The organism is Phaeobacter sp. CAU 1743 (assembly GCF_039839315.1).
GTDB lineage: Bacteria > Pseudomonadota > Alphaproteobacteria > Rhodobacterales > Rhodobacteraceae > Phycobacter > Phycobacter gallaeciensis_A.
The window spans coordinates 1-12566 of the sequence record NZ_JBDOQR010000099.1 but is presented as its reverse complement, the minus strand read 5'-3'; the positions used below and the strand labels follow the sequence as shown (position 1 = coordinate 12566).

The following is a 12566-nucleotide window of genomic DNA, read 5'->3' as shown; positions in this document are numbered from 1 at the left end:
CATGGCGCCATCGGCTATCGGCCGCCGCAAGAAGTGGAGGAAACTTTCTACGCAAGCATAAACGCTCTTGATCACGTCGCCTAAGTTTTGAACAAAAAACTCTCCGGCAAACCCGGGGCGGTTCAGACCTTCGACATTGCCTTTATCGTTCCCCTTGCCTGGGCGGCCGTAGCGATCATCAAAAAGGTAGTGTGACAACATCTCCGTGAACATCTGCGTCCGCCGACGCCGCCCTCCGGCTTCGATCTTCGCAACAAGGCAGCTGTCATTGTCATAGACCACCGAGAGCGGCACGCGCCCGAAGAACTCAAAGGCGTGAACATGCCCGTCCATCCAGGCTTCTGTTGTCGCCGCATGATAGGCCCGCACATAGCATGCATCGCTGTAGGGCAGGTCAAAGGCAAAAAAGTGGATCTTCTGTTCCACGCCCCCCAGGATGACAACGGCCTCACCGAAATCGGCCTGCCCGTGACCCGGAGGATGGGCGAGTGGAATGAACATCTCCCGCGCTTTTTGACGATGCCCCCGAACATAGTCCTTCACGGTCGTATAACCGCCGGTAAAGCCTTCTTCCTCACGGAGCCGTTCAAAGATCCGCTTCGCCGTATGGCGTTGCTTCTTCGGACGGTTCTGATCCTCCAGAAGCCATTGGTCAATTGTATCGGTGAAGGCTTCCAACTTCGGGCGCCGAACTTTCTGGCTCCGGCGGTAACCAGGGGGAGACGAATACGCGCACATCTTGTCGACCGTTCCACGGGCAAGGCCAAAATCACGGGCGATCGAACGTTTGCTGCGCCCCTCATCGAAATGCGCGCGGCGCACGGCTAAATATACTTCCACGGTGAAAATCCTCCGGCCCTCCCTGCAAAGACAGTGAGAGCAAAAGTGGACGACTTTTGCGCCGCCCGCCCCGGCAAAATACCGGCGCTACCGTGGCCTAATTTGCAACCGCCCTATACAGCTCTGCGATACGCCTCGTCCAATAGCCTCGCCAGTTGTCAACGCACCGATCCGCGACCTCCCTTTGACGCCGGCCGTGTTTAAGAGCCCGCGCATAATTCCTGTCGATCCAGCGACAACGGCGGGAGCGGCCGCCACCATCAGGTTCCCGGAGATCCCCCGCACAATCAGGGGCGTTGCCGCGACGAAGCCCTTGGCCAAGAAAACCATGACGAAGAACGGCACCAGCGAGCCGATGTTGGTCGCGGAGTTCGGATCACCGAGCTGGGCCAGCAGCGAATTCGCCATGCCGACGACGGTAGAGAACATTGCTGCGATTACGATGGGGTAGAAGGCATAGCTGACTGTCGTCGAGACCCATCTGTGGAAGAAATCCTTGGTCGCGTCAAAGAGCGACAGTGCGATCATGATCGGAGCGAGGCCAAGCATGAGTGTCAGCATCATCTTGGCGAAGATGAGTACGATGCCGGTCATGAAGCCGAGAAGGCTGAGGAGCACCAGGCCAATGCCGCCGAGGATCGCTCCGGTCATCCAGTTGAGGTTGTTGCCGATAGCGTTAAGGTATTGGCTGAACTCTGTAATCAGTCGGTCGAATTCGGCTGCGAAATAGGTAGCGCCCGCCCCGCCGCCCCCGACTGATGAAATCAGTGCGCCCGCCACATAGTCGAGCCCACCAATGACTGCATTTGCGACAGCGTTGAAGTTGGCCCAGTTGAAAGCGAAGACCCCTATCAGCATCAGCTTGATCAGGTACCAGAAGAAACTTGCCCCATCCATGCTGCGGAACTGGAATGCCATGTTGATGCAGACGCCAATCAGCGAAAGCGTGACCATCAGCAGGACGATCGTGCCGGTATTGCTCGCCACGGTCCCGAACTGGGACTCGGCCGCATCGGCGAGGAAGCCGTCGGCGGTTCCAACCATCCAGCTGACGATGCTCATTACCAGTTGCCTTGCGCTTCGCAGATATCCTGGACGGCGCGGGCGATCTGGTTCTGTTCGTTGCGGAGGGCCAATTGGGCTTGAGTGTGCTCCGCTTGGGTGTTGCTCGCGAACTGTTCCTCGTACTCGGTCGAAGCGGTATCCCAAGACGGGAAGCGCACATCACAGCCGCAATCGCCACTTTCGTTGATCGTCTCCCATGACCGCAACTCGTAGAGACGCATCAACGTCAGCGCCTTGTAGGCTTCCCGCGGATTGATTTCGTCCATCCAGGTCGGGCGCGCCGGACGATCGTTGCAAATCCGGTACTTTTGAGGCGACATATCGACCGTGAGATCGTTTGAGATCGGAGGCGAAGTCTGCGCCACAAGTGGGCCCGCAAGGGCGGCAAGCATGACTGCGAGGATTGGTTTTCGCATCTGGGGGGTCCTTTTTTACTCAGCGGCAACGGAGGGGCTCTTGTTGCCTCTGCCGTCGACCGTGTCGAGGTTCAAATCTGTGGTTTGACCCGGCAGGAAGAACTCGGTGATTCCGCGCGCGCCTTCATGGCGGCCTGCCTGAATGATCACGTCGATCGAGCCCTCAATATAATCGATCATGTCGGCATAGGTCATCGGCACATCCGTTTTCAGGGCAGCGATGGCGAGGCGACGAACAGCAAGTTGTGGGGTCTCGGCATGGAGCGTAGTCAGCGATCCACCGTGGCCGGTATTGATTGCCTCGAGAAACGTCATCGCCTCGCGCCCGCGGACTTCGCCTAGGACGATCCGGTCAGGTCGCATGCGAAGCGTTGAGGCCAAGAGCACATCGGCACTGCGGGCATCCGTGTCCCGGTCCGCGATCAACGTCACGGCATTGGGCTGCTCGGGGCGCAGCTCGGCCGCCTCCTCGATAGTGATGATCCGCTCTTCGGGCGCGATCAGCGAAAGGATCTTGCGCGCCGCGACCGTCTTGCCGGTCGATGTACCGCCCGAAACGATCATGTTGAGCTTGTTCTCGACGCAGAAGCGCAGCGCGGCGTCGATGTCGCCGGAGGCAACCACATTGCGCAGCGCGGCGTTTCGTTCGCGCCGCAGACCTTCGAGGCTGCGCTCCTTTCCAAAGAGGAAGCCGAGCCGGATTGCCTCCAGCGGCAGGGAGGAGAAGAACCGCAACGATATTGAAAACCCGCCCTCGACTGCCGGCGGCTGGATCACTTGCGCGCGGATCGGGCGATCTCGATATAGGATCGAGACCGAGACAATGGGCTTCTTCGTGCTGAGCGTCGTCGAGGCGGCCGAGGCGATCTGGTTGCCGAGGTCCTTGATCTCGGTCTGGCTCAGCGGGCTGCCGAGACCTCGCATGAAGTGATCGCCCTGGAATTCGCCCCAGACTTGTCCGTCGGGATTGATGCAGATCTCGATCGTGTCGTCGTGCAGGACCTCGGGGCCGAAACGGTCGAGCGACGCTTCCAGATAACTTGCAGCCATGTCAGAAAATCTCGAGGTCACGATCGACCATGACTGTGATCCGTGTACCCTGATCGACATGTATCACTGGCCGGATCGCCAGATAGTCCTGCATCACGCTTTGCGTGCTATCGCGCAGGTCGGTGCCGACATCACTCGCAACATCGGCCGCCGCCTCGCTGTTGATTTGACCCGCTGCAGCCGCAGGCAGGGCGCCGATCAAGGAGATCAGCGCGGCGGAGCCGAAGCGTTGCGCGAAACGGGTGTCGACAAACCCGGTGGTGCCAGTACGGCCGAGTTCGTCTCCACCGAAGGCGCTGATCTGCACAGTCTGATTATCGGGCAAGATGATCCGGTCCCATGCCACCATGACGCGCGATTGGGCAAGTGCGACATCGGAGCGGTAGCGCCCGATCAGCCGCGCGCCGCGCGGGATCAGGATACGCGTTCCATCGAAAGAATGGACGTCTTCCGAGACGATGGCGCGGATCGCGCCGGGCAGTGTGCTGTCGAGGGCCGTCTCTGTCACAGCCTGAATCATGGTACCCTGAACAACCGTGTTCGAGGGGTTCGCGATCACTTCGGCACGTATCACCTGTGCTGGTTGCGCGCCCGAACGAACAAAGGCTTCATCTGCATTCAGACGCGCGGCTTCCAGCGTATTCTCCCTATCCGCACCCGCGCCAATTCCGGAGAACGCGATCATAGGAGACGCGATGCGCTCTGCGCGGGCCTCGGCTTCGGCTGCGCGCCGCCTTTCGAGTTCGGCCAGCCGCAATTCTTCTTCACTTGGTCCCAATGAGGTCGGCTCTGGTGGTACAAGCCGTGCAAGCTCCAAGTCCATGCGGAGCTGATCCAATTCGCGATCCCGCTCGTTCAGCTGCCGCTCGAGAGCACGCTGCGCCTCGGCGGATGCTTCCTGTAAGGTGGCAATTTGCGCCGTCAGGTCCGCAATAGCCTGCTCCGCCCCGCTATCCGCGGCCTCGGCCGGTCTTGCGCGCAGTTCCTCGAGTTCCGCTCTCAATGTCGCAAGACTTTCCATCAGCGCGAGTTCAGACTCGCTCGGACCTGTGTCCGCAGGGGGGGCTTGGCTGGGCTCCGGGGTAGAAATCGGCGCCAGATCTCCGAATCCGGGGCCGCTGCTCTGGAACTCTTCCGGCGCGGCGGTCGCCATTGGTGCTTCTGCCGACGGCTGTAGCGCAGCCCACGCCAGACCACCTGCTGCCGCGATGCCGACGACCCCAAGGATCGCGGCAAGCGGCGCAGGCCGCTTGTTGGCCTTCGCTTTTCCAGTCGAGCCTTCGAGAGCCGCGAGGCGCGCGGCGAGGTCTTCCGTACCTTCGGTCATGATGTGGCCTGTCCTGCGTCCTGGACGCAAACCACCTCTTCGCCAAGGCGAAGGACCCATTGTCGGTTGACGCCGGACACGCGGATGACGCCGTCACTCAAGGCTTGGCTGTTCACCGCGCGTTCCCTGCCGTTCGAATAACGGAAGATGGCCGGCACCGGCGCATTCCGTGCGAACCGGAAATACGTGAAGGTACCATCATCCCAGATGGCCGTCGGCGTGAACTCTTCTCGGGCGCTGACCGCATAGTTCGCATTCGGCGCATCGGCCGCAACCGCCCTGGCGGGTTGCACGCGGTTTTCAGGATAGCGGAACTGCACGACATAATGCGGCGTCTCCCGGGCTTCGACGACATGGAAGTAGTAGGAGCGGCGGTTGGTGTAGACGGTGATGTTGGTGGCGACGCCAGATGCTGTCGGCTTGATGGCGAAGGCACGGCCACCCGGGACACCGTCGAATTGAAACCCGACCGTATCGCCGGCGATGATCGAGCGGATGGTTTCACCCTCACCGAATTCGACCGTGGTGACGCGGGTCAGAGTCGTGACGACACGGTAAACCTGGCCTTCAGTCCAGGTCGCTACGCGCACGCGGTTGTCATGAGTACCTGGGCGGGGCGTGGTCTCGGCCAAGGCAGTCGATCCCGCGAACGTGAGAAAACTGGCGGCCAACAAGGTAAAGATTGGAGTGCTAGTCATTCGGAACGGTCCGATCGGATGGCATATTGGGTGACGGTGAAACCGAAAGGGTTTTGCCAGACATCGTCGATCGCGCGGGTCCGCTCGGGCCGGAATTCGAACATCAACGTGGCAGTGAACGATCCATCCTGTACCCCCTGCGGGCTTGTCAGGCGCTTTCTGAGCCGGACCTGGGCGCGGTTATCGCCAATAAGGGTGATCGATGCGATCTCAACGGCCATCTCGGCCGCAGCCCCGTATCGCGTCGGCGGATAGTTCTCCTGACCCGATGTCCACATCGCGCGCATGCTGGCCTCGGCCGACCCGGAAGACTGTGCCAGGACACGGCGGACACGAAGATCGTTGTCGAGCTGGTTGTAGGTTTCGCGGTCGAGAATGTAGCGGTAGATTTGCGCTTCGATCACGGCAGGGCGTTCGGCGAGCGACACGGTTTCAACCGTGGCATTGGGAAGCGCCATCCCGGTCGCGGGATCGTAGGGGACAACCACGGGAGGCGGCGTCTCGACCATCAGCGCGACAGCCGCAGCTGTCAAACAGCCGAATACACCAAAGCCTGCTCCAGAAAGGCCGATCATCCGCCAAAGCTGTTCCCGGCGCAGGGCACCATAGACAAGTTCCTCTTCCACGAGCTCGCGCGCAGTCATCACCCCTACCCCACTCATGGCTCAAGATCCGGCAAGGTGAAGTCCATGTAGCGGCGTTCTTCGGCAACCGTGGCGGCGTCGACCACGCCTGCATTGCCTGCGCCTAGGGTTTGGATCGCTTCCAGCTCCCACATCCGGGTCATGGCGATGGCGAGTTCCGCCGTGACGCGTGTGTTATGATCCATTGACGCTTTGAGATCCTCCATGTCGGGGATCATCTCGACCAGACGTTCCACCCGTTCGAGAGACTGTTCCGCCTCTGCGTGGCTGTTCTGCGCCGCCGCCGACATCACAGCACCTGTGGTGGCCCGCGTGGCCACGCCTTCGGCGCCCGGATTGCCGCTGGTGGCGATCTCGCGGAGTGAATCCTCGTCGAAGCCGGCGCTTGCCAGCGCCTGTTCCATCTGCGTGCGCATGGGCCCGGCATTGGGCCCGATGAGCGCGCTCCAATCGCCCGCCTGGATGCCTCGGATCAGGCCAGGGATGTCTTCGAAGTTGGCCTCAAGCAAGGTGTCGAGGTCCCCGCCCATGGCAAGTCCGAGGATGCTGCGCGGCCCGGTGAGCGAGGCATACATCTCGTTCAGCTGATCGAGTTGGCTTTGCAGCATGTCCAGTTGCTCCAACGCACTGTCCAGAAGATCGGTCTGGATCCCGAAATCCTGCAGCATCTGTTGAAGCTGGCGGATTTCCTGAGCAATGTTCTGAGTGTCCACCGTGGGCACACCCTGTGCCGCGACAGGTCCGGTGACATTGAGGGCAAGCGCGAGAGCGATGCTACCGGCGAAAAGGGAACGGGGCAGGCGCAGGTTCAACGCAAATCCTCCTGACTAAAATCCATGTATTGCCGTTCGGCAGCTTGCGCTGCCGCCAAGGCGAACTGCTCGGCGCTGAGCGGCTCGGTTCGGGCGGCCTTGATCCGGGTCCGGATTGCGACCAGCCGGGCCAGTTCGGCCCGGGCATAGGTGTTGAGCGCGATGGCCTCGTGGAGATCCTCGGTCTCACCAATGCGGGTGATGATGTCCTGAACCCGCAGGGCGGCGGCACGGACCGAGACCAGCGAATAGTCGCCATAGACCCCTGCGCCGTGGGCCGAGAGGCTGAAACTCGCGTTGGCGAGGAGCACAGGGTCGATGGTGCCGAGCGCATCAATGCCGCCTACGGCCGCGAGGTAGCTGTTGTACTGCTGCGGGATCACCACGACATAATGCTGGGTTTCCGCGAAGGGTGGCACACCGCCATAATCCTGCACATTGCCCGGCCCGGCGTTATAGGCGGCGAGCGCATGGATAATGTTGCCATCGAACATGTTCAGCATTTGTGCGAGGTATCGCGCACCGCCGGTGACCTGCAGATAGGGATCGTCGTAATAGGCCGGGTAGATCCCGAGATCGCCCGCGGTACCGGGCATGATCTGGGTAAGTCCGAAGGCCCCCACGGGTGAGCGTGCCCCGATCTGGAAACGGCTTTCCTGCCAGATCAGCGCCTGCAAGAGACAGCGCCATTGCACAAGCGAAAGGCCCGCACGGGCGACCCCGGACAGACTATGGGTGTCGCGTGCTGCGCGGATGATCAGCTCCTCGATCCCCTCCCTGGCATCGCCGAACATCCGCGCTGCCGCTGGATTGGTGTCCTCGGGCGCATAAAGACTGGCGGCCGCGCTTTCGACGTCGTCTACCGCTCCCTGCCCCGCCTCGAGCCCCGCCACGGTTCCGGCCACGTCTCCAGCGCCAAGCGACATGGCATCCATCAGCCCTTCGAGGGAGGCGAGTTGCTGGCGCTCGATTTCGGCCAGTTCCTCCTCGCGGCTTAGCCGGTCCTGCTGCAATGCCAGGTCCCGATCGGTCTGCTCAAGGATGGCCTGCCGCTCTGCAAAGAGGCGCAGGTCGAAGGTCGGCACGCCCTGGGCGACCGCTGGCCCCGCCGTGGGACCTGCCAGCGCAAAACCGATCATCGAGAGAGGAAGCCAGGTCCGCATTGGTTCAGCCGCCCGCCCCCAAGAGGACGAAATCGCAGGCCGTGTCGCGGCGCGTGACCTCCGCCCCCATGGTCGAGATCGTGGCGGTGGCGGTTCCTGCCTGCGCAGGAGCCTCGCGAAAATTGAAGCAGTTGGCTTGCGGGGGGTTATGCTGCGCACAGGCTGTCAGGGTCAGGCCGAGCCCGAGCAGCACGACGCTGCGAATGATGGTACGGGTCATGTCACTCTCCAGAAATCAGGACGTTCGCGATAATCAGCACCGACAAGCGCTTCGCCCTTCTCCATTCCGCCAAGGATGGTCACGAGCGGGCCGAGCGCGCTGAGATCGGCATCGATCACGACGGAACCACGGTCGTCGCGTACAAGCGCGAGCCGCGAGGCCGAGCCGACGCCTAGAAGCACGTCGAGCTCTTTCTCGGTCAGGCCGATCATCGCGTAGTCAGCGGCGGAAGCACGAATGTTGGGCAAGAGCACCTGCGTCGGCACCGCTTCCACGATGGTCTTGCCGGTGCGCGTGCGCTCGAGCTGGCTGGCATATTGCGTCATCATCACGACGACGGCGTTCTGCTTGCGGGCGGTCACCAGCCAGTTGCTGAGTCGCTCCGCGAAGTAGGCGTTGTCGAGGGCTTTCCATGCCTCGTCGATGACGATGATGGTGGGCTTGCGGTCCTCGATCACCCGCTCGACCCGGCGGAAGAGGTAGGACAGGACCGCCATGCGTTCCCGCTCGCTCTCGGAATCGAGGATGCCGGTGAGGTCAAAGCCCGCGACGTCTCCATCGATGCTGAAACTGTCCTCGGCATTGGCCCCGAAGATCCAGCCGTAGCGACCCTCGGCCGTCCATTCCTGCATACGCTCGAAGAGATCGCCCTCGTCATCGGTCGAGACCAGCAGCGAGGCGAAATCCGACCAGTTCCGTAGGCCTGCATGTCCTGCGCTCGCGTTCTGGCGCACGACTTCCTGCAGTCGGTTGGTCTGAACCGGGGTCAGCGGTCGATCGTGCCGCTCCAAGAGGCTCGCGAGCCAATCAGCAAGCCATGCCTGGCCCCGCACGTCGATCTCGGTCTGGAGCGGATTGAGGCCCGTGGGGCGCCCCGCCCGCACGGTCGAATAGCTGCCGCCGAGCGCGCGGACGGCCATCTCCATGCCCGCGCGATAGTCGAATACGAAGACCCGCGCACCTGCCCGCCGTGCCATGGTCATCAGGAAAGCCGCCAGGACGGATTTACCGGAGCCGGGACGGCCGAGGATCAGCGTGTGGCCTCCCGTGGGCTCGCGATCCGGCGCGCCCTGTTCGTGGAAGTTGAAGCGAAAACCACTGCGCTCGGGTGTCGGAAAGAGCGTGATCGGCACGCCCCAGGGGACTTCCCGCCCTGTCTTTCCGAGCGGGGTGCGGTGGAAGGTAGCGAGATCGGCGAAGTTGTGGTTCGTGATTGCGGCCTTGCGGCTGCGCGCCCCTGTGTTCCCGGGATGCTGCGCCATGAAATGCGCCCGCGCCCCGAAGGCTTCCGAGATCAGGTTGATCCCGGAAGTGGCGGAGATGTTGCGGATTTCGGCCGCGATGTCGTCAAGCGCCGTCTGGGTGCGGGCATAGACGGCCACGGTCATGTGGTGCTCGCCGAAGATCAGGCGTTTGGATTCCAGATCGTCCTGCGCGAGTTCCAGTTCCTGGGCGAGACTGACGGCTCCGTCATTGGCGGCCTGCATTAGCCGCAGCTGCCGCTTGATCCGGCCCGCCATGATGTTGGCGTTGATCGGCACAAAAGAGTGCGTGACCACCATGTCGACGGGCAGATTCAACTCGTCGAGCATCAGGCTATCGGTCTTGGCCGGGTAGTTCTTCACCGCAAAGATCGCCCCGAGCTTGTCGCCGACGGCACCGTCCGAGAGTGCGATGGTCGTGCCGCGGAAGGTGACGCGCGTATTGGCTACGTCCTCGGCGATCACACCGAGGCGCGACCGGGGGAAGAGCGGGTGCTCCTCGCCCGTGTTGAGTGAACCGAGGAAGCCCAGAAGCTCGCCGGTGCTTGCGGCCAGCAGGCGGGGCTTCAGCTCATCGAAGGAGGACAGCAGAAACCCCACAACCTCGTCGAGCTTGCGCAAGCGGCGGGTGGTGTCGGCCGCATGTCGCGAGCGAGAAGCCCCAAGTCCGAACGGCAAGCGGCTGCCGGTCTCAGGTCGCTTCAGCACGGTCAGGGTTAGCGTCTTGTCGCGCAAGCCCGCGCGGCCGAGATGCGCGTGCCATCGTTTGTCGAGGGCGGCAGCAAACCCTTCGCCTGGAATGGGCGGCAGGGTCACATCGACCGCTTTCGAGACCTTGTGCAGGTAGAAGGAGAACTCCGTCCCCACCTGCGCGACGATGCCAGCCAGCAACCCTCCGATCCGGTCGAGATGCCCGTCCTCGCTCGTGGTGCTGTTCACCCCTTCGAGGCGGATGCACTGCATCAGTTCGTTGCCGCGTGTCCGGATCGTTCGGTCGTTCACGAGGCTCACATAAGGCAGCATCATTGAGAGCCGCTTCTCGCCCTTGACCCATGCGGGTAGCGCGGTCAGCGGATCGATGGCGTTCTCAATCTCATCGGCCAGTCCATCACGGGGCATAGCTGTCGCCTCCGTGCAGCTTGCGGTTAGTCGTGGGCGGGGTTTCCTGCAGGGTGATCACCAGGACATCGAGGAAGTTCGGATCCCAGTCTGCGGCCTTCCAGAGCGCCGGCCAGGCCAGCCCCGCGAACACAGCCACCACCCAGCTCTGCACCCAGAGGAACAGAAGCGTCGAGCCGAAGAGCCAGACCATTGCGTACATGATCGGCAAGCCCATCAGCTTGGGTGGCCTGAGAAGACCGATGAACACGCGGGACTGGTCAGCCATGGATGGAGCTCAGGTGGTCCAGATGGCGGCGACGATGGTGGGTGCTGCGGCGATGCCCGCAATTGCAACCACGACCCAAAGCGCCTGACGAAAGTCGAGGATGCCAAAGAGCCAGGAAAGGAACACCCCGATCAGTGCGAGCGTGCCAATCACGATTCCCAAGGGACCGGTGATCGCATCGACAATGCCTTGAAGCAGGGTCTGTACCGGCGAGAGGTCGATGCTCTGTGCAAGCGCTGGACCCGCCAGCACGATAAGGGCCATCGCGCCGAGCGCGACGATCGAAGGTCTCGATGTCATGAAAGATCTCCTCTGAGCCGCTCAAACACGGCGGTCACACGGGCCACATGCCCTTGGGTTTCGCGAAAAGGGGGAATGCCGCCGTGGCGTGTGACCGCCTCAGGGCCAGCGTTGTATGCCGCAAGGGCCAGAGAGCCCTCGCCGAACTGGTCGAGCATCATCAGCAGGTAGCGAGCTGATCCGTCGAGGTTCTGCGCAATGTCATGTGGGTCGACGCCGAGGTCGCGGGCAGTATCCGGCATAAGCTGCCCGAGGCCTATGGCACCGACAGGGCTACGTGCAGCCGGATTGTATGCGCTCTCGACTTCGATATTGGCCCGGTAAAGGAGCGCCCAATCAGAGACGGAAAGCCCCGCGCGACGCAGCGCACCATGCCCGGCATACCGCAGAGCCGTGGTCTCGATCGCATGGAGGATTTCTGGGGTGGCGCGGGCGGCGGATCGAGCCGGGATCGCTGTCTCGCTCGTTGCGTCAGGAACGCGAGGTTCTGCGAAGAGAAAAAGGCGCCCGTTTGCCTCTTGAGAAGAGGAAATCAATTGGCCGTCTGGGCCAACCGAAAAGATGAAACCGTCGGCCAGGGCCGGGGGCGCGGAACAAACGCCTGTACCCAAAGCAACGACGAGCGCAGTCGCGCGGTCAGCTGCCTTTGAACGGAGGCGCGGCGTGGCGCTCGCGGCCACCTTCTTCAAGTGGGATGCTAGCGGTCGTACAGCCCATGTCGGCCAGGAAACTGACAAGGCCAACGATGGTTTTGAAGTCGCGGAGCTTGAGGACGCTTCGGCTGGTGACGAGCATCTTATCGTCACGCCCATCAGTGGCGACGGCGCGGATGACCCACGAGCCGTACCAGCTGTTATGGCGCTTCTCTGCTCTCTCCTTGCAGACCACCTCAATGAGGTAGCCCTCGGCGAGCAAGCCGCGCAGTCCGTCTTCTGTAACCACATTCGGGGCTTCTTCTATCATGGCCTTCCCTTGGGTCCTTGTTCTGCCTGGGTGCAGTATCAGGCCCACGGGGTCGCAACACCGTGAGCGATACAAAACAACATTAATGATAGCAAGACAATAATAACGTGTTGACGAAGTTCGCCTTGCTCCGATAACGGTGATAGCCGACAGAATGATAATCTTAAAGGCGGCAAAGGAGTTTTGCCCTGCGCTTGTTTATTGCGCGCAACGCACCGTTGCTGTTCGCGTTCCTGCTTGGAAGCATGCCGATAGCCGCGGCAGCAGATTGCGTACCTCCCGAACGACCGTTCTGGGGTAGTGTATGGATGCCCCCGGTTTTGCAAGGATTTCCTGAGCTGATTTCCAGCGATTTGATTGCGGTCGTGTATTCGGCCTCGTGTTGCGGCTTTTACGCGCCGCGGGCCATGATGGTCAGT

Annotated in this window: 15 protein-coding genes and 1 pseudogene; 1 reads left to right on the top strand and 15 read right to left on the bottom strand. The window is 61.9% G+C overall.

Going from position 1 to position 12566, the window contains the following annotated elements:
* The 15 genes from istA to AAFO90_RS22685 all read right to left on the bottom strand — a co-directional run.
* Nucleotides 1-849: IS21 family transposase (istA, locus tag AAFO90_RS22755; protein WP_347510885.1), on the bottom strand; the 849-nt coding region annotated here is incomplete at its 3' end.
* 78 nt (nucleotides 850-927) lie between these two features.
* Nucleotides 928-1902 (bottom strand): type IV secretion system protein, encoded by a 975-nt coding sequence (locus AAFO90_RS22750; protein ID WP_347510883.1) that lies wholly within the window; start codon nucleotides 1900-1902, stop codon nucleotides 928-930.
* Complete coding sequence (locus AAFO90_RS22745) at nucleotides 1902-2321, bottom strand: hypothetical protein (RefSeq protein ID WP_347510882.1); 420 nt, start codon at nucleotides 2319-2321, stop codon at nucleotides 1902-1904. The genes AAFO90_RS22750 and AAFO90_RS22745 overlap by 1 nt, the downstream gene beginning before the upstream one ends.
* A gap of 15 nt (nucleotides 2322-2336) precedes the next feature.
* Complete coding sequence (locus tag AAFO90_RS22740) at nucleotides 2337-3371, bottom strand: ATPase, T2SS/T4P/T4SS family (protein WP_347510881.1); 1035 nt, start codon at nucleotides 3369-3371, stop codon at nucleotides 2337-2339.
* A 1-nt stretch (nucleotide 3372) separates the two neighbouring features.
* On the bottom strand, nucleotides 3373-4698 hold the full coding sequence (locus tag AAFO90_RS22735) for a TrbI/VirB10 family protein (RefSeq protein ID WP_347510880.1): 1326 nt from the start codon (nucleotides 4696-4698) through the stop codon (nucleotides 3373-3375).
* Nucleotides 4695-5396, bottom strand: a complete 702-nt coding sequence (locus tag AAFO90_RS22730) for a TrbG/VirB9 family P-type conjugative transfer protein (protein ID WP_347510879.1) — start codon at nucleotides 5394-5396, stop codon at nucleotides 4695-4697. The genes AAFO90_RS22735 and AAFO90_RS22730 overlap by 4 nt, the downstream gene beginning before the upstream one ends.
* Complete coding sequence (locus tag AAFO90_RS22725) at nucleotides 5393-6040, bottom strand: type IV secretion system protein (protein ID WP_189658424.1); 648 nt, start codon at nucleotides 6038-6040, stop codon at nucleotides 5393-5395. Before AAFO90_RS22725 ends, AAFO90_RS22730 begins: the two co-directional genes overlap by 4 nt.
* Before the next feature lie 14 nt (nucleotides 6041-6054).
* On the bottom strand, nucleotides 6055-6852 hold the full coding sequence (locus AAFO90_RS22720) for a type IV secretion system protein (RefSeq protein WP_347510878.1): 798 nt from the start codon (nucleotides 6850-6852) through the stop codon (nucleotides 6055-6057).
* Nucleotides 6849-8015 carry a lytic transglycosylase domain-containing protein gene (locus AAFO90_RS22715; RefSeq protein WP_347510877.1) on the bottom strand — a complete coding sequence of 389 codons (1167 nt, stop codon included), beginning with the start codon at nucleotides 8013-8015 and terminating at the stop codon, nucleotides 6849-6851. Before AAFO90_RS22715 ends, AAFO90_RS22720 begins: the two co-directional genes overlap by 4 nt.
* Before the next feature lie 4 nt (nucleotides 8016-8019).
* Nucleotides 8020-8235 carry a hypothetical protein gene (locus AAFO90_RS22710; protein WP_028095514.1) on the bottom strand — a complete coding sequence of 72 codons (216 nt, stop codon included), beginning with the start codon at nucleotides 8233-8235 and terminating at the stop codon, nucleotides 8020-8022.
* The gene (locus AAFO90_RS22705; RefSeq protein WP_347510876.1) at nucleotides 8232-10616 is read right to left on the bottom strand and encodes a type IV secretion system protein B4; all 2385 of its coding nucleotides are present in this window, start codon (nucleotides 10614-10616) and stop codon (nucleotides 8232-8234) included. The genes AAFO90_RS22710 and AAFO90_RS22705 overlap by 4 nt, the downstream gene beginning before the upstream one ends.
* Nucleotides 10606-10884, bottom strand: coding sequence for a VirB3 family type IV secretion system protein (locus tag AAFO90_RS22700; RefSeq protein WP_009574151.1), 279 nt, complete (start codon nucleotides 10882-10884; stop codon nucleotides 10606-10608). The genes AAFO90_RS22705 and AAFO90_RS22700 overlap by 11 nt, the downstream gene beginning before the upstream one ends.
* A 9-nt stretch (nucleotides 10885-10893) precedes the next feature.
* Nucleotides 10894-11184, bottom strand: a complete 291-nt coding sequence (locus AAFO90_RS22695) for a TrbC/VirB2 family protein (protein ID WP_054540759.1) — start codon at nucleotides 11182-11184, stop codon at nucleotides 10894-10896.
* A complete protein-coding gene (locus tag AAFO90_RS22690; protein WP_347510884.1) occupies nucleotides 11181-11864 on the bottom strand; it encodes a lytic transglycosylase domain-containing protein in 684 nt (227 codons plus the stop codon). The genes AAFO90_RS22695 and AAFO90_RS22690 overlap by 4 nt, the downstream gene beginning before the upstream one ends.
* Nucleotides 11821-12147 carry a hypothetical protein gene (locus tag AAFO90_RS22685; RefSeq protein ID WP_347510875.1) on the bottom strand — a complete coding sequence of 109 codons (327 nt, stop codon included), beginning with the start codon at nucleotides 12145-12147 and terminating at the stop codon, nucleotides 11821-11823. Before AAFO90_RS22685 ends, AAFO90_RS22690 begins: the two co-directional genes overlap by 44 nt.
* 194 nt (nucleotides 12148-12341) lie before the next feature.
* Between AAFO90_RS22685 and AAFO90_RS22680 the strand changes: the two are divergent.
* Nucleotides 12342-12566 (top strand): annotated as a pseudogene (locus AAFO90_RS22680) (hypothetical protein); the annotation flags it as partial.